The organism is Falsiroseomonas oryzae (assembly GCF_027856955.1).
Taxonomy (GTDB): Bacteria; Pseudomonadota; Alphaproteobacteria; order Acetobacterales; family Acetobacteraceae; genus Falsiroseomonas; species Falsiroseomonas oryzae.
Genome location: NZ_JAPSMD010000035.1, coordinates 1 through 24,489, shown reverse-complemented (window position 1 = coordinate 24,489; position 24,489 = coordinate 1). Strand labels below are relative to the sequence as shown.

Genomic DNA, 24,489 nt, shown 5'->3' with positions numbered 1-24,489 from the left:
CGGCCCGTCGCCGTGCCGGCGCCGCGCGTGGCCGCGCGCGACACGACGGGCTGCGGCGACGTCTTCCACGGCGCCTATGCGCTGGCGCTGGCCGAGGGCGCTGCCGTGCTGCCGGCCGCGCGCTTCGCGACCGCTGCGGCGGCGCTGAAGGCCGCGAACGGGAACGGATGGGACGGCATGCCCGATCGCGCGGCGGTCGAGGCGCTGCTGCAGGAGGCATGGTGATGAGGATCTCGCCCGGCAAGCTGTGGGGCATGCGTCGCCTGGCCGATGCCAACGGGCGGTGGAAGATGCTGGCGATCGACCAGCGCACGCCGCTGTTCGGGCCCATTGCCAAGGCGCGCGGCACGCCAGCGCCCCCCTTCGAGGATGTGGCGCGCGTGAAGCAGCTGCTGGCGCGCCACCTGGCGCCGCTCGCCTCCGCGGTGCTGCTCGACCCGATCCATGCCTATGCGCGCGCGGTCCCGGAGATCCCGCCGCAGAAAGGCCTGATCCTGTCCTACGAGCACTCCGTCACGGAGGACACGCCGCAGGGCCGCAAGTCGCACCCGATCCCGCACTGGTCCGTCGGGCAGATCCGGCGCATCGGCGCCGACGCGGTGAAGGTGCTGGTCTGGTACCGGCCTGACGCGCCGCCCGAGATCCGCGCGCACCAGGAAGCCTTCGTGCGCACCGCCGGGGAGGCCTGCCGCGCGCAGGACATCACGCATCTCCTGGAGGTGCTGATCTATCCCCTTCCTGGCGAGGCGCCCGCCGCGCTGGAGGCACGGCGGGAGGAGCTGGTGATCGAGAGCATCCGGCCCTTCACCGATCCCTCCTATGGCGTGGACATCTTCAAGCTGGAGCCGCCCGGACCCATCGGCGGCGTGCCCGACCCGGACGGCCTGCAGGCGGCGCCGCTGCAGCGGGCCTATGACCGCATGGCCGCGATGCTGCCGCGGCCCTGGGTGATGCTCTCGGCGGGAGCGGGCCCGGCCGACTTCCTGCGCAGCATGCGCTACGCCTGCCGCGCCGGCGCCGCGGGCTACCTCGCCGGCCGCGCCATCTGGGCGGACGCCTTCGCGCGCTTCCCGGATTACGACGCGATGGCACAAGTGCTGGCGACGGACGCGCGCAGGAACCTGGACGAACTCAACAGCCTGACCGATTCGCTCGCCGCCGCGTGGCATGCGCATCGCGCCTTCGACGGGACTGTGCGGCCGGACATCGTCGAAGGACGCTTCCCGGAAGGTTATGCATCGAGCTGAAGCGCGTCGAAGGGGCGCTCGACTTCGGGACGCACACGAATGCCAGGCGTGGCACCGCCTGTGTTTCGGTATTTGCTCTCGCGCAATGGTAGAGTTACCGAAAATTAAATTCGTTTAGGGTGCGAGTGCACGCCGCGTCCTTTGACGTCGCGGGCCGGCTGCGGTCTCCTGTCTGGGTTGAAGTTGTTCAACGATCTATGTGGTCGTTGGAAGGTTCGTGCTCTCGCTGCCCTCGTCGGGGCGGTTGGCGAGGGCAGCAGGGGGGATGCCCGCATGTCGCCACGGGGCTTCGATGGGAACGTCGGCAACCGGGCCGAGCGCCGTCGTTGGCGTTGGGGGCGTCCAGCCCGAACCGCGCCGCGTACGCGCCGCGCCGCGCCGGCCAACCGATCGAGGCTCCTGCTCGAGGCGCTTGAGCCGCGCGTCCTGCTCTCTGCAGACCTCGACCTTCTGGCCACGACGGCGATCACCTCCTCCCTCGGCGCGCCCGACACCGCCGATGAGCTGAAGGTTGAGGTCGATCTGCGTGCGACGAACCAGGTGCGGTGGCTGGATCCCGCCATCGCGCCCCCGCCTTCCATCGGCGACGCAGAGGTCGAACTGCTGTCATTTGGCGAGGAAGTCGAGGCCGGTGAGCCGCCCGCGTCGACCATGTGGTCCTTCATGTCTGCGCCGCCGGAGGAGGAGACGGCGTGGACCGCTTCCTTCGAGGTCGTGCCCTTCGATGCGGCCAGCGCGGTCGACCTGGATCCGCTGGCGGCGGCGCTGCCGGGTGGCGGGGGCGAACTGATCGAGACCGACGGCGTCACGGCCGATCCGGACGGTGCCTGGTTCAGCTTCACCGCCACGGCGGGCGACTACGTCTCGGCGCTGGTCGTCGGGGAAGGGCTGGGCATCCAGCTGCTCGACACCGCGGAGCAGATGCTGGGGCTGGAGATGCCCAATCCCGGCGCCGGCCATGCGAGGCTTGGCGATTTCCTCGTGCCGGCGGACGCCACCTATCTGCTGCGCGTGCTGGGCGCGCCGGATGTTGCGTTCACGCTGACGTTGACGCGCGGCGCCGGCATCGAGGCGGAGCGCGCCGGCAGCGGCGGGCAGCGTGAGCCGGTCTCGCCGACCGGGCGCGTGCTGGCCGGCTTGTCCGAGGCGGGCGGCGGCGGGATGCGCATCGCCGTGCTCAGCGGCGTGGCCTCCGGATCCTCGACGGGCGGCGGGCCGGCCATGGTGGCGCAGCTCAACGACAGCACGGTGTTCGATTTCGACGCCGTGGAAGTGTCCGGTGCGCAGATCGACACGGTCGAGGAACTGGTCGCCGGCGACTGGGACGCCCTCGTGCTCGGCGACTATTGGAACGAAGGCGGGCTGGCGAATGGCTATGCCGGCTTCGCGGCAGCCGTGCGCAGCTGGGTGGAGAACCACGGCGGCGGCCTGCTGGCGACGGGGTACACCGTCTACGCCGCCGGGCAATCCACTGGGACAATCGCGTACGATCTCGACGCGGTGATCCCGGTCGATACGACCGCCTACTATAGCGCGACGTCTGGTACCCTCTCGCTGAGCGGCGTGTCGCACCCCGTAACCGATGGCCTTGCCTCCTTCGATCTCGGCACTGCCAGCGAGTATTCCTCGAACAGCGTCGTGGATGTCGACGCGCAGGTCCTCGCGACGGTCAACGGGGTCCCCGCGATCGTTGTCAAGACGATCGGCAGCGCGAACACCGCGTATCTCGGGCCGATCTACGGCGAGTCCGATGTCTACGCGTCGTCTATCCTGCGCTCCGGGCAGCTCGATCGCCTGTTCGAGCAGGCGGTCGCCTGGGTGGCGGGAGGCGGCTCGGACGAGCTCGACCGCTTCTCTGTCGTGGCGCAGCAGGACGACGAGCTGAGCTTCGTCACCGACCTGCTGCCCGAGGGGACGCTGGGCGATCTCGAAGTCCGCATCCTCGATCCCGAGGGGACGACCATCACCGTCGGCGCGGGAAGCGCCACGGCGACGGCGGCGCTGGCCGGTCTCTACACCGTCGAGGTCGCCGGGACCGGCACCGGCCGCTATGTGCTGCAGGCGTCGGGAGCCACCGGGACCGTCGCGGCACCGGCTGCCTTGCCCGAGTTCGACGACGGCGACCGTGTGGACGCATTTCCGGCCGTCTATCGGGTGAGCTTCACGGCGCCCATCCTGTTCTCCAGCATCGCTGCCGACGACCTCACCGTGAACGGTGTCGCGGCCACCGATTTCCGTGTGCTCGACGACCGGACGGTGGAGTTCGACCTCCCCGCGATCGAGCTGGATGGGCCGGATTTCCTGGTCGCTTTCGCCACCGGCGCGGCGCAGAGCCTGGATGGCCGCGACTTCACCGGGTTCGAGGCCGCCTTCTCGGTCCGCGAGGTGGCGCTGGAGCCGCTGAACCCGCTTGGCTCGCTGGCCTATGCCGGCGCGACCGATGCGGTGATCGAGGAGTTCGGCGTCGATCAGTTCTACCTGACCGCCGAGGCAGGCCAGCCGCTGACGGTGCGCGCCACCCCGTCGGATGGAAGCCTGCGGCTGCAGTTGGAAGTGCTGGACGGCCTGGGCAACGTCCTCGCGAATGTCGGCTCGCTGACGCCGGGCTTCCCGATCGAGCTGCGCGACCTCGATGTCTCCGGCCCGATCGCGCTGCGGATCACGTCGCTGGAAGGCGCGGGAGGCTACTCGCTCGGCGTGCTGCTAAACGCCACGCGCGAGGCGCCGGTGGCCTTCGGCGACCCCATCGACCTGGATGGGCTGCCATGGATGGCACTGCCCGGCGAGGCTGCGCGGATCGCGGTGCTGGGCGACGCCGAGCCCTTCAGCCACGACACGTATAGCCTCTTCCTGAGCGAGGGACAGGAGGCGACCTTCGTCCTGGCTGATCCGGATGGGTCGGACGGGTTCGTCGTGCTCGGGCTGGAACTGCGCGACGAGGCCGATGAACTGCTCACGACCGGCGTCGGCGGCCTGACCAATGCCGACCAGGCGATCTACCGCTTCGTCGCGCCGACGGACGGCGTCTATCGCGTGCGCGTCCTCGCCTTCGGCGAGCCATCGCCCTACTCGCTCGTCGTCACGCGCAATGCGGCCTTCGGGCTGGAAAGGGCGGATAGCGACGCCGCGATGCCGATCGATGGCGTCGTGCTTGGCGGCATCAACGCCCCCGACGAAAGCTTCGAGGATGCGGCCGGCATCGCGCCGCAATCGATCACGCTGGACGACGCGCAGGACACCTATCTGATCCGCGTGAATGACGGCGACGTGCTGACCCTCAGCACGACGACGCCCGGCGACGGACCGGATACGCCGCAGAACGCCTTCGACCCCGTGATCTTCCTGTACGACGGGTCCGGCGCATTCGTCGGCAGCAGCAACAACGACGCCCCCGACGGCCGGAATGCGTTTCTGGTGCATGAGGTCCCTCCCGGCGGCGGCGGCACCTACATGGTCCGCGTCCAGTCGGCCTGGACTGGTGCCCGGGGCGCCTATGTGCTGCAGGTCGAAGGCGCCACCGGCGTCGCTGCGCCGGCCTCGGCCACTCCAGAGTTGCCGGACGGGGCAGTGGTCGCCGCCTATCCGCTGACCTACCGCGTCACCTTCAGCGATCCGATCCTCCTTTCCAGCCTGTCCGCCGACGACCTGACGCTGAACGGCATCCCCGCCGTGTTCCTCAATATCGTCAGCAGCACCGTCGCCGAGTTCGTGCTGCCAGCGCTTGCGCTCGACGGACCGGACTTCGTCGCGGAGTTCGCCGACGGCGCCGTGCGCACCGTGGATGGGCGCGACGTGCAGGGCTTCACCGCCGGGTTCTCGCTGCCCGAGTTCGCGCTGGAGCCGGTTAATCCGCTCGGCTCGCTCGCCTATCTCGGGCAGGTCGAGGCAACGCTGGCAGAGTCCGGTGCCGAGCAGTTCTACCTCACGCTCGATCCGGACCAGCGCCTGTCGCTGCGGCTGGCACCGCTGGATCCCGGCCTTCGCGTGCGGCTGGAGGTGATCGATTCCTCCAGCGCCGTGCTGGCCTTCGTCGAAGCCGGGGCTGCCGGCCAGGCGGTGGACCTGCTCGACCTGGATGTCGCCGGTCCGCTTCGGCTGCGTGTCATCGGCGTGGAGGGTGCGGGCGAGTACCGCTTCTCCGTCACGCTGAACGCCGCGGTGGAGACGCCGGTGGCGCCGGGCGAGGCGATCGACCTGGAAAGCCTGCCCTGGACTCCGCTGCTGGGCTCCGGCGAGAGCATCACCGTGCTTGGCGATGCCGAGGCCGGGAGCCAGGACAGCTATGGACTGTGGCTGGCGGCGGGCGAGGCGATCAGCGTCGTCGTGGCGAACCGCGACACGGAGGAGCCCTCCGGGCTGTTGTCGCTCGAACTGCGTGGCGAGGACGGCACGCTGCACGCACTGGGCAGCGCCGGCTTCCTCAATGCCGACCACGCGATCCACCGCTTCGTGACGCCAGCGGACGGCGCCTATCGCGTGACCGTCTCGGGTGCGGGCGCCGCAGCGTACTCGCTGGTGGTGACGCGTCGCGCGGCCTTCGACCTGGAGCGCCCGGAAGGGGAGCCCACGGTTGTCAAGGACGTGGTTCTCGGTGGTCTGGGCGGGCGCGGCGGCGGGGCAACTAGCGGCGGTGGCACCGGCACCATCTCGACGAGCAACGACATCGTGCTGTTCGACGTCGACGGCTTCGAATGGGACATCGAAGGCGACGGCTCGATCAATGACGGCACAAACGATGCGTATGACGGCGGCCAGTACCTCATCGTTACCCAGGGCGCGAGCGAATACTGGTTCGAGTGGTTCAACTCGGCCGGCACGGAGATGGGCGGCCGCCAGATCGTATTCGGCCCGGACACCAGCAGCGGCCTTTCGGTCACCCGCAAGGTCTATGTGCCCAACACGGGCAACCAGGGCTTTGCGCGCTTCCTGGAAAGCTTCACGAACACCAGCAGCGAAACACGCACGTTCACGGTTCGGATCGAAACGAACCTTGGGTCCGACAGCGGGACCATCGGCATTGCGACGAGCAGCGGTGACGCGACCTATGCAGCAGGCGACCGTTGGGTGGTCACCGACGACTCCTCCGACGGCAGCGGGGACCCGACCATGCTGCACGTGGTGGCGGGCGACGGCAACGTTCAGCTGCCTTTCCAGGCCTCTCGTGAATCCAGCGACGACCTCTACACCCGCTACTCGTTGACGCTCGCCCCCGGTGAGACCCGGCGGATCCTGCACTTCGCGGTGCAGAACACGAACCGCGCCGCCGCACAGGCGGTCGCACCGCGGATCGCGGCACTCGACACCGAACTCGACCTGCTGGCCGGACTGACCGAGATCGAGCGCAACCAGATCGTCAATTTCGACCTCGGCGATTCACAGGACCGCTACACGGTCTTCGCGTTGGAAGGCGATGTGCTGACCATCGGCACGAGCACGCCCGGCGACGGGCCTGCCGCGCCGGAGAACTTCCTGGACCCGGTCCTGGACCTGTACAATCCGTCCGGCGAATTGGTGGCCAGCAGCGACAACGATGCCGGCGACGGTCGCAATGGGCTGCTCTCGTACGAAGTGCCGGTGGGTGCCTCCGGCGCCTTCGAGGTGCGCGTGCGGGCAGGGGCCGGCGGCGGGAAGGGCGCCTATGTGCTGCAGGTGTCCGGCGCCCGCGATCCCTTCGTCGCACCTGCTGCGACGCCGCCGATCGCCGCCGGTGGAAGCGTCGCCAGCTTCCCGGACATCTACCGCGTCACCTTCGATGCGGATGTCCTGTTCTCCAGCGTCTCGGCCGATGACCTCTCGGTGGACGGCATCGTTGCCACCGGCTTCACCGTGATCGATGCGCGCACCATCGACTTCGCCATCGACAATGCGGAGCGCATTGGCGGCCTGCAGGAGTATGTCGCGCTGCTGGCCGATGGCGCGATCCGCAGCATCGACGGGCGGGATTTCACGGGGTTCGTCGCAGGCTTCTCGGTGGTCCCCTTCGTGCTCGAAGGGGTGGCGCCGGCCGGGTCCTTTGTCCACCACGCCAGTATCGAAGCGACGCTGGAGGCCGGGCAGGCCGACCAGTTCAACATCGCGCTCGATCCTGACCAGCTGCTGGCGCTTGAATTCGTGCCCGACGATCCGGCGATCCGCGCGCGGCTGGATGTGGTGGGAACGGAAGGGCAGGTGCTCGCCTCCGTCGAGGCGACGGTGCCGGGCGAGACGCTGCGCTTGCAGGGCCTGACGCTGTCGGGGCCGCTGTCCTTCCTTGTCACCGGGCTCGAGGGCAGCGGAAGCTATCGCCTGTCGCTGGCCGTCAATGCCAGCTTCGAGCCGCCGGCCGGCTCTGGCGAGGCGGCGGTGGACCTGGACGCGCTGGCCTGGACGGGGCTGCCGCAGGGTGCCGATCGCATCGGCCTGCTGGGCAACGCGATCGCGGGAACCCCGGACCTGTTCTCGCTGACGCTCGAGGCCGGGCAGGCGGCGACCTTCGCCCTGGCGCGCACCGAGTCGGATGCCGAGGAAGGCGCGCTCACGCTCGAACTGGTCGATCCCGCCGGCACGCTGCTGGCCATCGGGACGGGGGACGCGTTCAACGCGGAGCAGTCGATCTATCGCTTCGTCGCACCGGCCGCCGGCACCTATCGCATTCGCGTCAGCGCGAGCGAGCCCGCCTCCTATGCGCTGGTGGTCACGCGCGGGGCGGAGTTCGACCTCGAACTCGGCGCCCGGCGGCCGCTCGCGATCACCGGCGTTGTCACCGGCAACCTGGGTGAACTGGTCGGCACCGGCGATCCCGGCACGGGCACGCCGACGTCCCTCGGCATCACCCTCAACGACGTCGACGGCTTCCGCTGGGACATCGAGGGCGACGGAAGCATCGGCGACGGCAGCAGCGACGCCTATGACGGCGGGCTCTACCTGATCACGGACGGCACCTGGTTCAACTGGTCGGGGTCCGGCACCGCGGACATGGCTGGCCGGCAGGTCACGACGAGCAGCACCAGTTTCGGGTCGATCTCGGCTACGCGGAAAGTCTATGTGCCGGAAGGTGGGCCCGCCGGCTTCGCGCGGCACCTGGAGAGCTTCACCAACACCGGCACGACCGAACGCACCGTCACCGTTCAGGTCTACACCAACATCGGGTCTGGCTCTAGCGACACGATCATCGTCGGCAGCGACAGCGGCGACACGGCATACGGGGCAGACGACCGTTGGGTGGTCGTGCACAACACTGCGGGCAGTTCCAGTTCCCGGCCGCGCGTCACGCATGTGGTTGCCGGCGACGGTGCGCAAGTGGTTCCCAGCAGCGCCTTCCAGCAGTCCGGGCAGGAGTTCTACACCACCTACACGCTGACGCTTGCGCCCGGCGAGACCCAGCGGATCCTGCACTTCTCCGCACAGGCCTCGAGCAACGCGGCCGCCCTTGCGCTGGCGCCGCGACTGGCCGAGCTCGATCCCGAACTGCTGCCGCTGATCGGGCTGACCCGCCAGGAACTGGACGAGATCGTCAACTTCGACGTCGGCGACTTCGAGGACCGCTACCTGGTCCAGGCCGTCGCAGGCGACAACCTGGTGATCACGACGACCACGCCCGGGGACGGGCCGGACCAGCCGCCGAACTCCCTGGATCCGCGCATCGAGCTCTACAATCCCTCCGGCGTACTCGTGGCGTCCTCGGACAATGACGGGCCGGATGGGCGCAACGTGCTGCTGAACTACGTGGTGCCGGCCGGGACTTCCGGCGCCTACGAGATCCGCGTGCTGCCTGCGACACGGACCGCGGGCGGCGACTACATACTGAATGTCTCCGGCGCGACGGGCGTCTGGGCGCCGCCGACCGTGGTGGAGGTGGACCCGACCTACGGTCGCACGTTGAACGTACCGCCGACCACCATCACGCTCGTGCTGTCCGATGCCGTTCGCGCCGATAGCGTGCAGGCGTCCGACCTGGTGCTGACCAGCGGGACGACGACCGGCGTGACGCTGATCGACGGGCGCACCCTGGTGTTCGACGTGACCATCCCGGCCGTGGATGGCCTGGTGAACTGGAGCCTGCCGGCCGGTGCGGTCAGCGACCTGCAGGGCCAGGGGAACATCGTGTCCAGCGGTGGCTTCTTCCTCGACCTCACGGCGCCCGAGGTGACGGCGCACAGCCCCGATCCCGAGGCCAACGCCCCGCTGACCAGCATCACCTTCACCTTCAGCGAGACGATCGCCGCAGGCACCGTGAGCCTCGCCGATGTGGCGAGCTTCACGGGGCCCGGCGGGCAGAACCTGTCGGGTGCCCTGAGCTCGGTCAATGTGACGGGCAACACGGTCACGGTGAACTTCTCCAGCCGCGTGGCGGCCGGTACCTACACACTCGTCCTCGGGCCCAACATCACCGACCTCTCGGGCAACGCGATGGCAGAAGCCTACACGGCCACGGTGTTGTTGCGCTCCCCCGACCTGTCGCCGACCGAGATCGTCCGCACGGCGGCGCCGGCCGACGCGATCTTCGGCACCACGATCGAGGTCAGCTGGACGGTCCAGAACATCGGCGACGCCCCGCTGCCGGAGAACTGGTACGACCGGATCTGGCTGTCCAGCGATGCGACCCTCAATACCGGCGCCGACCGCGACCTCGGCTACCACCTGATCGACGTGGCCCCGCTGGCAGGGGGCGGCAGCTATACCCGCACGGCGAGCGTCACGCTGCCACTGGAGGCCGCCTATCTGGCCGGCAGCTACCACCTGCTGATCCAATCCGACGCGTTCGGCTGGCGGCAGGAGGCGAACGAGTCCAACAACGTCCGGGCCAGCGAGGCCTTCACGATCACCGTGCCGCCGGTGCCGGACCTGGTCGTGGACAGCGTGATCCCGGCGCAGCAGGCGACCGCCGGCCAGCCGATGTCGGTCACCTGGACCGTGCGGAACGCCGGAACCGCCGCGGCGACAGGACCGTGGCGGGACTACGTCTACCTGTCCACCAGCCCGACCAACCTGACCAGCCTGACCCATCTCGGCACCTTCACGAACAACGTCGTGCTCGAAGCCGGGGCCACGCTGACGCAGACGCAAAGCGTGACGATTCCGCAAGGCTTCGAGGGCGAACGCTGGGTGGTGGTGCTGACCGACGCCTGGGGCGAGATCAACGAGCATGTCGGCGAGAACAACAACAGGAACGTCAGCCTTGACTCGGTTGCCCTGAACATTCCGCCGCTGCCGGATCTCGTCGTCGGCCAGGTCACCGACGTTCCGGCAGAGGGCCTGTTCGGCCAGCCAATCACCGTCTCCTGGACGGTGCGAAACGACGGCACCGCCGACGCGACCGGCAGCTGGAACGACGCCGTCTACATCTCGCCGACCGCCGACTTCAACAACCTGACCTATGTCGGCCAGCTGAGCTTCGACGGCACGATCGCCGCGGGCGAGACCATCGAGCGGACGCACACCGTCACCTTGCCCCAGGGCGTGACCGGCGCGCGCTACGTCGTGGTTCACGCGGACTACACCAACCAGATCTACGAGTACAACCGCGAGAACAACAACCGCACCGCCAGCACGGAGCAGGTGACGATCGGTGTGCCGGCGCTGCCCGACCTGATCGTGACGGAGGTGGAGGCGCCGCCCGAGGCGCTGTCGGGCGAGGCCGTACCGATCACCTGGACCATCCGGAACGACGGAACGGCTGCGACGACGGGGGGCTGGACCGACCGGCTTTATCTGGCGACCGGCCCGGATTCCGGGCTGACCTCCATCGCGGACTTCGCCTACGAGGGCACCCTGGCCGCTGGCGAGACGGTCACCCGGACGCAGTCCATCACGCTGCCCCAGACGCTGTCCGGGAGTCGCTGGATCGTCGTGCGGACCGATATCGGCAACGCGGTCTACGAATACGATCGGGAAAGCAACAACGATCGGTCCAGCGCGACGCCCATCGACGTCACGCTGCAGCCCTTTCCCAATCTCGTCGTCGCAGAGGTGACACCGCCGACAGCCGCCTTCTCCGGCCAGGAGAGCGTGGTGTCGTGGACGGTCACGAACACCGGGAACGGCGCGACCAGCGCGCCGACCTGGTACGACTATGTCTACCTGTCGCTCGATACGACGCTCGACGTCAGCGACCCCCTGCTGGGCTTTGCCAGCAACCCGAGCTACCTGGCCGTCGGTGGGAGCTACGCCAATTCGCTGACCTTCACGTTGCCGCAAGGCATCAGCGGGACCTACCACCTGATCGTCGTCGCGGACGGCAGCCACTACGTCTTCGAGTACGGCAACGAGGGCGACAACACCCGCTCAGCCTCCGTGCCCGTGCAGCTGACCCCTCCGCCGGACCTGGAGGTCACGAGCGTCACGCCGCCGCCGCAGGGCTTCTCCGGTCAGCCGCTGAACCTCACCTGGACTGTCGCGAACACCGGCGCCGGTGGCACGCGCGCCACGGCGTGGTGGGACCGCGTCATGCTGTCCGCCGACGAGACGCTGGGGGCGGGAGACGTGGAGATCGGGCGCTTCCGCCGCAACGGCCAGCTCGGCGGGGGCGATAGCTACACCGGCTCCGGCACGGTTCAGCTGCCGATCGGTGTCGCCGGCGAGAACTTCCGCATCTTCGTCGTCGCCGATTCGTCGAATGAGGTCTACGAGCATACCGACGAGAACAACAACGCCGGCTCCTCCGGCGCGTTCAACATCATCCTCACGCCGCCACCGGACCTCGAGACGGAAATCCTCGAAGCGCCCTCCTCTGCGCTGGCGGGCCAGACTGTGGGCTTCGCCTATCTCGTGACGAACTTCGGCGCGACGGCGACGCCGAACAGCCACTGGACCGATCGCGTCTATCTCTCGGTCGATGACCAGATCGACGCCGGGGATACGCAGTTGGCTGCTGTAACGCGCTACGGCGCGCTCGCGGTGGACGGGTTCTACGAGCGTGAGCTGAATCTGCGCCTGCCGGACGGCATCTCCGGCACCTATCGTCTCATCGTGCGCAGCGATACGGGATCCGAGGTCTTCGAGCTCGATCGCTCGAACAACATCGCCGTCTCCGAGCCACTCACGATCGGCAACCTCCCGGCCAACCTGCAGGTTGCACTGGCCGCCGCGCCGGATCAGGCCACGGCCGGCCGGCAGGTGAGGGTGGACTGGACCGTCACGAATGCCGGTACCGGACCGACCAGCAGTGGCGCGTGGGTGGACCAGATCGTGCTGTCCACCAGCGGTGCACTCGGCACGTCCGACAACGTCGTGCTGGCCACGGTGGCGCGGACTGGCGCGCTGGCGGCCGGTGCGTCCTATTCGCAGACGGCGCTTGTCACCGTGCCGCTGTGGGCCGCGGGCGACGTGAAACTGTTCGTGGTCACCGATGCGCAGGGCCAGGTCTTCGAGAGCAGCAATTCGGATAACGCCTTTGCGCCGCTGCCCTTGAGGGTCACCGCGCAGACGGCCGACTTGCGCGTGACGTCCGCGGCGGGGCCGACGGTCGCGACAGCGGGCGACCGCGTGACGGTGAACTGGACAGTCGCGAACGAAGGTATCGACGCCACGGCGGCAAGCTACTGGTACGACGAGATCTATCTCTCGACCGATGCGAACCTCGGCAGCACCGACCGCCTGCTGGGCCGGGTGCGCAGGACCAATCCGCTGGCCGGCGGTGCCGCATACGATGCCGCTCTCGCCTTCGACCTGCCGGCCGACATCGCGACCGGCACCTATCGCCTTCTGGTGGTGACCGACAGTGACGGTAACGTGCTGGAATCGCAGGAGAACGACAACGTCCGCGCTGTCGATACCGGCACGATCGACATCACGGCGATCGTTGTCTCGCGGCCCGATCTCGAGGTGTCGGGCGTCTCGGTGCCCGCCGATGGAATCAGCGGTCAGCCGCTCGCGGTGACCTGGACGGTCACGAACGCCGGCACCGCGGTCGCGCCGAGCCGCTACGACGCGGTCTATCTCTCGCGCGATCAGGTGCTGGATCGCAACAACGACATCTATCTGGGTGCCCATTTCACGGGCGCTCTCGGGATCGGCGCGACGCAGACGGTGACCGAGGCCTTCCGCCTCCCGGCAGGGCTGTCGGGACCCTTCTGGGCCTTCGTGCTGGCCGATGGCGGCGGCTATACGGATGACGCTGAGCGCAGCGACAACCAGGGCCGGTCCGGCGTCGTGCAGCTCGTCCTGCCGCCGCCGGTCGACCTGACCGTCGGCACGATCTCCATCCCCGCGAACGTGCTGCTCGGCACGACGGCGAGCATCACCTACACCGTGCAGAACCTGAGCTCGAACGCGCTCAGCGGCTTCTGGACGGACGCTGTGTACCTCTCGGAGGACGACGTCTGGGACGTCGATGATCTGCTGATCGGGCGGGTCGACCGCACGACCCTTGCCGCCAATGGCAGCTACACGGAGACGCTCGTTGCGCCTCTGCCGGGCGTCGCAGCCGGCGACTACCGGGTGATCGTCCGCTCCGACATCTTCAATTTCGTTCCGGAAGCGAGCGAGACGAACAACATCGGCGCGTCGATCGACTCCACCCATGTGGATGTGCCGGCGCTCGTGCTCGGGACGCCCTCGGTCGGCGCGCTCGCGGCGCGGCAGTCTGCGTTCTACAAGCTCGAGGTCGCGGCCGGCGAGACGATCAGGCTCGCCTTCGACAGTGCAGCCGGAGCAGGATCGACCGAGCTCTACGTCCGCTACGGCGAGATGCCGACGCGCGGCGTCTTCGACCGCAGCGCCAACGTGGCCTATCTGCCGGACCAGGAACTGCTGATCCCGGAGACGCAGGCCGGCACCTACTATGTGCTGGTCTACGGCGACGACCTGCCAGGTGCCGCGTCCTACTCGCTGCTGGCCGAGAGCATCCCCTTCTCCGTGCGCTCCGTCGTGCCCGGCCAGGTCGGGGACGATGGCAGCGCGACGATCGAGATTGCCGGCGCGCGCTTCGACGCCAACACGGTGTTCCAGCTCGTCGCCGGCGACGGCTCCGTGCGGACCGCCACCAACGTGCTGCTGCGGGATTCCGCCACGGCCTTCGCCCGGTTCAACCTGCAGGGCGCGCCGCTGGGGTCCCACACGGTCCGCGCGATCAGCGCGAGCGGGCCGGCCGAACTGGCCGATGCGATCGAGGTCGTGCCGGAGGACGACGCGCCCGACGTCGACATGACGATCACCGGCCCGACGCAGATGCGGCCGGACCGGCTGGACGTCTTCAACATCAACTATTCCAATGCCGGGCTGTCGGACCTCGGCGTGCCGCTTTTCGTCATCACCAGCCTGACCGGGACGCGGATGGGGACGGCGGTGGACAACATCACCACCGGTCCCATCCAGTTGCTCGGGGCGCCGCTCGACGGCCCGGCGGACATCCTTCGGCCCGATGCGGACTATTCCGTGCCGATGCTGCTGAGCACGGGATCCGCAACGGGCCCGCTGGATATCCGCGTGAGCCGCATCCTCGCGACCGACCAGCGCGCCATCGTGGACTGGAGTTCGATCGAGCATGCCGTCCGCCCGGCCGGGCTCAGCGACGATGCGTGGGGGCGGTTCTGGTCGCGCTTCCAACCGGCCATCGGGCCGACCTGGGGCGACTATGTCGGCGTCCTGACCGAGATGATGGTTCGGCTGTCCGAGCCGGGGAATCCGATCCGGGACGTGCGCGCGCTGTTCGCGGCGCAGATCGCCGCGGATGCGGACTTCCGCCCGGCCTCGGCCGCGACTGGCCGCCTGGTGGACAGCGACAGCGGCGCGGGCGTGGCGGACGTGCAGGTCTCGGCCTATCGCGTCCAGGCGGACGGCACGCTTGTGCTGGGCGGCGTTGCCGTCAGCGACAGCACGGGCGCCTTCAGCTTCGCCCGGCTGACGCCCGGCGACTATCAGCTGGCGCTGAGCAGCCGGACGCTGGATGCGGATGGCAACGGCGAAGCCGACCTGCTGCCCTTCGTCTTCACTGTTCCTGCCGATCAGGATACCGCGATCGGCAATGTGGGCGTGCTGCCGGAAACCGTCGCCGTCGCGCGCGAAAGCGATGCGGCGCTGGCCACCGACTCGAGCGGGGTCACGCATATCGTCTGGGTGCGCGAGACGAAGATCTGGCACGCCCGCCTCGTGGACGGCGCCTGGGTGGACGCCGCGCCGATTGCCGACGCCGTCGGCAGCAGCGTCAAGCTCGTCTTCAGCGACAAGCTCATCGACGGCACGACGCCCGGCCTGGTCGCCGTCTGGCTGGCCGGCGAAGGCAACGGCTCCGAGGTGATGATCGCTGTTGCGCGCCTCAATGGCACTGGACCCGTCAGCTGGTCGGCGCCGGTCGCCGTCACCGGCGATGCCACGCGCGATCGGGCGCCGGACGTCGTGGTGGACGAGACTGGCGCGGTGGTCCTGGCCTTCCTGAAGGACGACAACGACATCCAGGACGACACGGACGTCTACTTCGCGCGTCTCGTCCTCAACTCCGATGCCTTGGGCTTCGCGGAGCAGGTCGAGCAGCTGGCGCGCGACCTGGAGGTCGAGCCCCAGAACACCGTGAGCGCCGGGCTGAAGTTCGAGAAGAAGGTCGAGGTGCTCGGCCTGGAGATGGCGATTGCCGTCGACCTCGGGGGCAGCGGCGGCGTCAGCGGCTGCAACTTCGAGGTCTCGGTGTCCGGCGCCGCGTCCGTGCAGGTCGGCGAATCCGGCCGTACCTCAGCCTTCGACGCGCCGCTTGCGGCGACGCTCTCGGGCCAGGGCACCGCGAAGGCGAGTTGGACGGCCGATCCGGCGATCAAGGACTGGGCCTTCAAGCGTGCCTCCGCCTCCTGGGGCATGCAGGGGTCGTTCGACTGGAAGAATGGCCTGCTCATCCTGCTTGAGAAGGCCGGCCCGCAGGGCTTCGCCGCGTCGACCATCCTGCAGAAGGCCATCGGCTTCATTAATCGCCGCACGCCGCTGACCATCGAGAATGGCGTGAACTTCACCGCGGGCTTCGAGTTCACCGACATGCAGTGGACCGGCCAGGCGCCGTTCCCCTCCTTCCTGCTGCCGGAGAGCGTGGCCGAAGCGAGCGTCAGCGTTCAGGCCGGGCCCTACCTGAACGTCAAGCAGGAGGGCGTGGACGACGTCGAGCTGAAGATCTCCGGCTTCATCAAGGCGGCTGCCGACATCATCCCGAGCTTCAGCCTCACCAACCTCACCGTGAACCTGCAGATCAGCGGACGGTGGAAGAAGTTCACCTTCGAGCGGACGATCAGCGGCGGCTACGAGGGCAGCGCGCTCGACATGCTCGACGCCGGGGACGGCGAGGGCATCACGATGAGCTACGACCCCGGCGCTGCCATCGGCACCGGGAATGTCTATGGCAGCAATGCCATTATCGCGGATGTCGCGAACGATCTGTATCAGGATGGTGCGCCTGCGCTCGCGACAGGGCTGGATGGCTCCGTATTCGCCGCCTGGAACAAGGAGACGTCCGGCTTCGCCGACCAGGTGGTGGTTGCGGACTACGATGGCGCCTCCTGGACGGTCCCGACCGTCCTGCCGGGCAGCGACGGGCTCAACGCCGGGGTCCGCGCGATCGTGGATGGGGCCGGGCACCGGCTTGTCGTCTGGGCGCGTTCCGATGCCAGCGCGCTCTCGTCCAGCATCACGATGGACGAGCTGAATGCCATCCGCGACGACAACGACCTGTTCTTCGCCGTGCATGACGGGACGGGATGGAGCGCGGCCAACCTGCTCGCCGCGACCGCGGGACGCGATACAGACCTGACGCTTGGCTGCGACGCCAATGGCAATGTCGTCGTGCTGTGGACCGAGCGCGACGAGAACGATGTCTTCACGCTGCGCGATGCGGTGTGGACCGGCAGCAGCTGGTCGGCCGCCCGCATCGTGGCGACGGGCGACGGGCTCGCCGCGCCCGCCCTGGGGCGGAATGGTGACTCGCTGATCGCATTCTGGACCGAGGACACCGACCCGGCCGAGAACAGGCAGCAGACTGCGCTCTTCTACAGCACGCTCGGCGACGGGGGCTGGTCGGCGGCGACGCTCTTCGCGCCGACCCTGCTGGAGGGGCTTGCCGCCGCGGTGACCAGTGGCGAGGACGGCTCCGACTCGGCGGTGTGGCCGAGCGCGGCGTGGCCTCCCGTGCCGGTGCCTGAGGAGTGCCTGAAGTGCAAGCCCGAGGAGATCAAGAAGATCACGGAGGCCGCGCCGGTCTGCCGTGACGGCGGCGGATCCGAGACGACATTCGATCCGGAGCGCTGCATCGAGAAGACCATCGTCTATGAGCCGTGCGTCGTCCGTCCCCGCGACCCGAACGACATCATCGGGCCGTCCGGCTTCGGCGAGGAGGGCTGGATCCGCGCCGCCGACACCTTCGAATATCGCATCCGTTTCGAGAACGCCGCAGACGCGAGCGCGCCGGCGCAGAACATCGTCATCACGCAGCAGCTGGATCCGGACCTGGACTTCCGCACCTTCCGCGTCGACGACTTCGGCTTCGGAGATGTGCGTATCCAGCTTCCTGCGGATCGGCCGTTCCACAACGAACGGATCGACCTTCGCGAGACGCGCGGCTACTTCGTGGACGTGGCGTTCAGCATCGACGTCACGACCGGGATCGCGACCTGGAGCTTCCAGACGATCGATCCCGACACAGGCGAGGCGCCGAGCGACGCGAGCGTCGGGCTGCTTCCGCCGAACGACGAGACCGGCCGCGGCGACGGCTTCGTCTCCTACACCGTGCGTGCGCGCCGCAACGAGCCGACCGGCACCGTGGTCGACGCCGTTGCGCGCATCATCTTCGACACCGAGGAGCCGATCGACACGCCGCCGATCTTCAACACGCTCGACGCGTCCGCGCCGGCAAGCCAGGTCCTCTCCCTGCCGGCCGAGACGGAGCTTACGGAGTTCGAGGTATCCTGGGCGGGTGCGGACGACGACGGCGGCTCCGCCATCGCCGACTACACGATCATCTATACCGAGGATGGCGGGCCGGAGACGATCTGGCTGCTGAACACCACGCTGACCAGTGCCATCTTCGTCGGCGAGGTCGGCCGCACCTACACCTTCTATTCGATCGCCCGCGACAACGCCGGCAACTCCGAGCAGGCGCCGGCGACGCCCGATGCGACGATCCTGGTCGCCGGCAACGAGGTCGGTGTCATCGAAGGCACGGTCTTCGAGGATGCCGACGGCAGCGGCGTCATCAACAACGCGGAAGCCGGCATCGCCGGCCGTATCGTGTTCCTCGATACCGATTCCGACGGCGAACGCGACGCCGGGGAGACATTCGTCGAGACCGGTGCCGATGGCAGCTTCAGCTTCGTCGATCTCGAGCCCGGCAGCTATCGCGTGCTGGTCGAGGGCATCGCGGGCTGGATCGCCACCGGCGAGACGCCGCGCCTGGTGACGGTGGAGGCCTACGAGACGGCGCAGGCCGGCGGGCTCGGCGTATTCGAGCTTGCGGCGATCTCGGGCGTCAAGTTCAACGACCTGGATGCCGACGGGGTGCGCGATGCCGGCGAGAACGGCATCGAGGGCGTCACCCTCTTCGTCGATCGTGACGGAGACAACGATCTGGACGAGGGCGAGGTCAGCACCGTGACGCTCGCCGATGGCAGCTTCGCCTTCACGGGCCTGGCGGCCGGCACGGTCCGGATCGGGGAGGTCGCGCGCACGGGCTGGGCACGCACGACGCCGCCCGTCTCCATCAAGGTAACGAGCGGGCTCGACCTCGCCGACGTTTCGATCGGCAATGTCCGCACGGCGTCGATCTCCGGCATGAAGTTCGAGGACGTCAACGGGAACGGCCTGCGCGAGACCGGCGAGAATGGCGTCGAGGGCTGGACAATCTTCATCGACGCCAACGGCGACGGGCTTCTGCAGGACAGCGAGGCAAGCACGCTGACCGCGGCCGACGGCACATACCGCTTCACCGGCCTGTTGCCCGGCAGCTACGTGATTGCGGAGGTGCAGCGCGCCGGCTGGGTGCAGACCACGCCGACCGGGTCGGCGGCGGGCGCAGGAATCGAGGTCAGCCTTGCCGGGTCCGATGTCGCGCTGACGATGGAGGGCTGCGGCTGCGGCGTCAGCTGGTCCGACCCGGGCACGGCGCCATCCGGCCAGGCCGTGAACCTGGCCGCCCTGTCCACCGCGCAGTCACGCGACCTCACGGGTCTCACGGCGGCGCTGCAGGATGCGCGCTTCGAGGGGCTGAGCGGCGCCGGTGTCCGGACCGTGCTGATCGACACGGGCATCGACCTGAACCACGCCTTCTGGGGCCCGGACAGCGACGGCAACGGCGTCGCGGACCGTATCGTCCATCAGTGGGATTTCGCCGACAACGACAACAACGCGTCCGACATCGCCAAGGGCCATGGTTCGCACGTTGCGAGCATGATCGCCTCGCAGGACGCGCTCTACGGCGGGGTGGCACCGGGCACCGAGCTCATCGTGCTGAAGGTGTTCGGCGACAATGGCCGAGGCACTTTCGGCGCGGTGGAGCGCGCGCTGCAATGGGTGATCGCCAACGCCGAGACCTGGAACATCGGCGTCGTCAACATGTCGCTCGGCGACAACGGCAACTGGACGAACACCTTGCCGCGCTACGGCCTGGGCGACGAGTTCGCGAAGCTCGCGGCGAAGGACATCATCACCGTCGCCGCCGCTGGCAACTTCTACAATCAGTACAATGGAATGGGCGTCGCGTATCCGGCCGCCGACCCGGCGGTGCTGGCCGTCGGCGCGGTCTGGGCCGGCGACTTCGGCGGCCCCTGGACGGTTTCGACGGGCGCGACCGACTACAGCACGGGCGCCGACCGTATCGCGGCCTTCTCGCAGCGCGATGCGAACCTGCTCGACGTCATGGCGCCAGGTGCGCGCTTCAACGGCGCGAATGCCACGGGCGGCGTGCAGACGATGCAGGGCACCAGCCAGGCGGCCGGCTTCGTCTCCGGCGCGGCTGCGCTGGCCCAGCAATTGGCGCAGCAGGTCCTCGGCCGGAAGCTCAGCACGGCGGAGTTCGCCGCGCTGCTCGAGCGCACGGGCGACATGATCGTGGACGGCGACGACGAGAACGACAACGTCCGGAACACCGGCCTCAGCTTCCCGCGCATCCAGTTCACGCGGCTGTTCGAGGAGATCCTGAACATCACCGAGGCGCCGCCGGCTGGTGGCACGGGCAGCGGATCCGGGACGGGTGGCAGCACCGGCGGCGGGACGCGGCCGGCACAGCAGGCGGCAGCGTTCGGCGTGCACAACGTCACGCTGGTCGCCGGTGAGGACGCGTCGGACGTCAGCTTCGGCAACTTCAAGCTTGCCACCTTCACCGGCACGGTATTCCTCGATCGCGACAGGGACGGCGAGCAGGATCCTGACGAGGTCGGCGTTGCCGGTGGCAAGGTTCGTCTCGATCCTGACAGTGGCAATGCGCTGGTCGTGACGGATGCGACGGGAGCATTCACCTTCGAGTCGGTCGGGCCGGGCCTGCATGTGCTCGAACTGGAATCGCCGCCGGGCTACAGCCAGACCACGCCCGGGCGCGTCAACCTCGCTGCGACGAGCGGTGCGGTGCAGACGCTGGCCTTCGGCGTCTGGACGAACCGCGATCCGGTTGCGGGAGCAGACTCGGCGACCCTCAACGCCGCGACGGGCGGCAACCTTGATGTTGCCGACCTGCTGTCGAACGACAGCGATCCGGATGGCGATGACGTCGCGCTGGTCTCGGTGGCGGCGCAGACGGCGCTCGGTGCAGCGGTAAGCCTGCAGGGCGAGGCCGTCGTCGTGGATCCGGCGGGCGTCGCCGCGCTTCGCGCACTGGCCGCGGGCCAGACCTTGTCCGACAGCTTCACCTACGTGATCGCCGACGAGTACGGGTTCACAGCGACGGGTACGGTCACCCTCACCTTCACAGGCACCAACGAGGACCCGTCCGCAGATCCCGATGTTGCGGCAACCGACGAGGACACGACGGTCACCATCGACGTGGTGGGCAACGACAGCGACTCGGATGCCGGAACCACGCTCAAGGTCGCAACGCTGCCGGCCCTGTCCGCGCTGGGGGCGGCGCTGTCGCTCGGCCCCGACGGGCGCGTGCTCTATGATCCGCGCGGTGCGGCCGTGCTGCAGGCGCTGGCCCCGGGCCAGAGCGTGGTCGACAGCTTCAGCTACACGGTCTCGGATGAGGATGGCGGCACGGCGACCGCGACGGTGACGGTCACCGTGGACGGCCGGAACGACCTGCCTGTGGCGCGGCCGAACGGCAGCAGCACGGACGAGGATACGGCGGTCGTGATCCGCGTGCTGCTGAATGACAGCGACGTGGATGTCGGGCAGCAGTTGAGCCTTGCGACGCTGCCCTCGGCAAGCAGTGACAGGGGCGCGGCGCTGACCGTTCTGGCCGATGGCCGGATCGGCTACGACCCACGCGGCTCGGCGTTCCTCCAGTCGCTGGCCTTCGGGCAGACGGTGGTCGACACCTTCGCCTACCGCGTTTCCGACGGTGCAGGCGGCGAGGCGCAGGCGATCGTCAGCGTCGTCGTCAGCGGCCTGGCCGACCCGGTCCTGCAGCTCACCGCGAGCACGACCGAGGACGACCTGCTGCAGATCACGGTGCCCGGCGTCACGGTGACCGCGGCGCCGGGCGTCAGCTCGCAACTCGTCCCGGTCGCGATCTCGGGCGGCGCGATCCTCTACGATCCGCGCAGCGCGAACCGCGCGGAGGATCTGGCCCTTGGCGAGAGCCTGGCCGATATCGTGTCCTTCACCGGGACGAATGCGGTGGGCGAGACCGTGACGGGCACGGTCGCGATCACGGTCACCGGCCGGAACGACGCCCCGCGCGCGCAGCGCATGGCTATGGCGACGGCCGCGGACACACCCCTGGATGTGGATGCGCTGGCCGGTGCCTGGGACCACGACCATGGCGCGACGCTCGGATTGCTGCTGCCGGCAGTGCAGAGCGCGCTCGGCGCGAGCCTCACCATCGTCGAGGCGCAGATCGTGGACGGCAGGGCCGTGGGCGGCCGGATCGTCTATGATCCGCGCAGCTCGGCGGCGCTGGCCGCCCTGCTTGCGGGCGAGTCGCTGTCCGACAGCTTCACCTTCGCCGTCCAGGACGAGCATGGGGCGCAGACGACCGCGACCGTCAGCATCCTCGTCGCCGGCACGGCAAGCGACAGCGCGGTGACGCTGACGCCCCGCAGCATCGGCGAGGACCAGCTGCTGCGGTTCCGGCTCGACAGCGGCTGGACGCTGCTGGATGTCAACGGGCTGAGTCAGTTTGGCGCTGCCGGCTCCGTGGTGAACGGCGCGGTCAACTACGATCCGCGTCGCGCACCCGCGCTGCAGGCGCTTGCCCTTGGCGAGGCGCTGGTCGATACGCTGGCGGTTACGATGCGCGACGGGCTCGGCAACGAGCGCAAGGGCCTTGTCGCCGTCACCGTGACCGGTGCGAACGATGCGCCTGTGGCCAGGGACGACATCTTCGGCACGCGCGAGGATTTCGTCTCGCTGCTGGAGGTGACCCGCAACGACAGCGACCCGGATGCGGGCGCCCAGCTGTTCGTCAGCGTGCCGCCAGTCAGCGCGCGTGGTGCCGCCCTGGTTGTGCTCGGCAACCGCGTGCAATACGATCCGACCGCGGTTGATGCGTTCCGTGCGCTGAATGTCGGCGCGACGCTGGACGACAGCTTCACCTACACGCTGCTGGACGAGCATGGCGCCGCCTCGACCGCAACGGTGTCCCTCACGGTGCTCGGCCGCAACACAGCACCGACCGCTGCCGCGGATTCTGCGGCGACGGACGAGGATACGGCAATCGACATCGACGTGCGCGGGAACGACCGGGATCCCGACAGCTCCATCGCCGTGGTGGGCGTGGTCGCGCGCAGCACGCTGGGCGCAACGCTGACGCTACTCGGCGATGGATCGGTGCGCTACGATCCGACCGGGGCACGCGCCCTGCAGTCGCTCGCGGCGGGCCAGGTCGTCGAGGACAGCTTCGTCTACGAGATCACCGACGACCAGGGTGCCCGGGTGCGCGGGACTGCCACGGTGACGGTCACCGGCCGGAACGATGCGCCGGTGGCGCGCAGGGATGCGGCGGCGACGCTCTCCCGCACGCCCATCGACATCGCCGTGCTGGCCAATGACAGCGACGTCGATGCCGGCGCCATGCTGACGATCGAGACTGTCGGCGCGAGCCGGTTCGGCGCGTCCATCGGCATCAATCCGGATGGCACGCTGCGCTACGACCCGACCGCCTCGGCCATCCTGAACGGCCTGCCGCCGGGCGCGGTGCGGGTGGACCGCTTCACCTACACCGTCACCGACGGGTCCGGCGGCACCTCGACGGCGACGGTGGTCGTGACCATCACGGGCCAGGGCACCGCGCCGGCCGTGGCCGCGACGACGCTGCTGCAGACCAGCGACGCCCGCCCGACGCGCCGCATGGCGGCCGAGGCCGTGCCGGAGGAGGAGTTCGTGCTCGATCTGGCCGCACCCTTCGCCTCCTTCGAGACGGCAAAGGCCGACACGGGCCAGTCCTCCTGGCAGGTCGGCTTTGTCGCGGAAGGCCCGGCGCCGGTGGATCCGAACGAGCGCCTCGTCATCGACCTCGAGCGCGGGGTCGCCTGACGGACGCGCCCGGCGCCGCGGCGTTCAGCCGCGGTGCGCGAGCGGCACCCGGATGCCGAGGCCTGACGAGACGGCCTTGCGCCAGGCCAGGGCGACCACGGCCAGGTCGCCCACCGCCATGCCCTGGACGATCGCGAGCACGCGCTCCTCCGGCGTACGGCGCCCCGGCCTCAGTCCGGCGGCAACCTCGCCGACATCGGCGTTGAGCCGCGCGGTGACCTGGTCAGGCGTGGCTGCGCCGGCGGCGATCCAGCCGGCGACACTGCCGGTGGTGAGCGCGAAGGCCAGGTCGTCCACGACGAACCGGTCCGACCAGCCGGTCAGCACGTCGGCGGCGATCTCGGTGTCGCCCAGGCCGACCACGGTCGCACGCGGCGCGAGGTCGGCCGCGTGCAGCAGCGGCGACACAGCGCTGGTGATGGTGACGACGAGGTCAGCGTCCCGGCAGGCAGCGGCGATGCTCGTCGTGGCATGCAACGGGAAGGGCAGGGCGGGCGCAACCTCCGCGCGGAACGCGTCCACCGCATCGGCACGGCGCGCCGTGACCGTCAGCCTCTCGATGCCGGGCAGCGCAGCGGCCAGCGCCGGCGCGACATGCCGCGCGATGCGCCCGGCGCCGATCAGCGCGACGCGCCGCGTATCCGGCCGCGCCAGCAGGCGGGCCGCCAGCCCG

Annotated in this window: 3 protein-coding genes and 1 pseudogene; 3 read left to right on the top strand and 1 reads right to left on the bottom strand. The window is 69.2% G+C overall.

Features of this window, described 5'->3' with window-relative positions:
• The 3 genes from OZN99_RS06215 to OZN99_RS06205 form a co-directional block, all read left to right on the top strand.
• On the top strand, positions 1 to 225 hold a 225-nt coding region (locus OZN99_RS06215), incomplete at its 5' end, for a PfkB family carbohydrate kinase (RefSeq protein WP_270934324.1).
• The gene (locus OZN99_RS06210; protein ID WP_270934323.1) at positions 225 to 1,247 is read left to right on the top strand and encodes a tagatose 1,6-diphosphate aldolase; all 1,023 of its coding nucleotides are present in this window, start codon (positions 225 to 227) and stop codon (positions 1,245 to 1,247) included. The genes OZN99_RS06215 and OZN99_RS06210, both read left to right, overlap by 1 nt.
• 273 nt (positions 1,248 to 1,520) lie before the next feature.
• The gene (locus tag OZN99_RS06205; RefSeq protein WP_270934322.1) at positions 1,521 to 23,816 is read left to right on the top strand and encodes a CARDB domain-containing protein; all 22,296 of its coding nucleotides are present in this window, start codon (positions 1,521 to 1,523) and stop codon (positions 23,814 to 23,816) included.
• Positions 23,817 to 23,840: 24 nt separating this feature from the next.
• Here OZN99_RS06205 and OZN99_RS06200 read toward each other — a convergent pair.
• Positions 23,841 to 24,489, bottom strand: a pseudogene (locus tag OZN99_RS06200) (hypothetical protein); the annotation flags it as partial.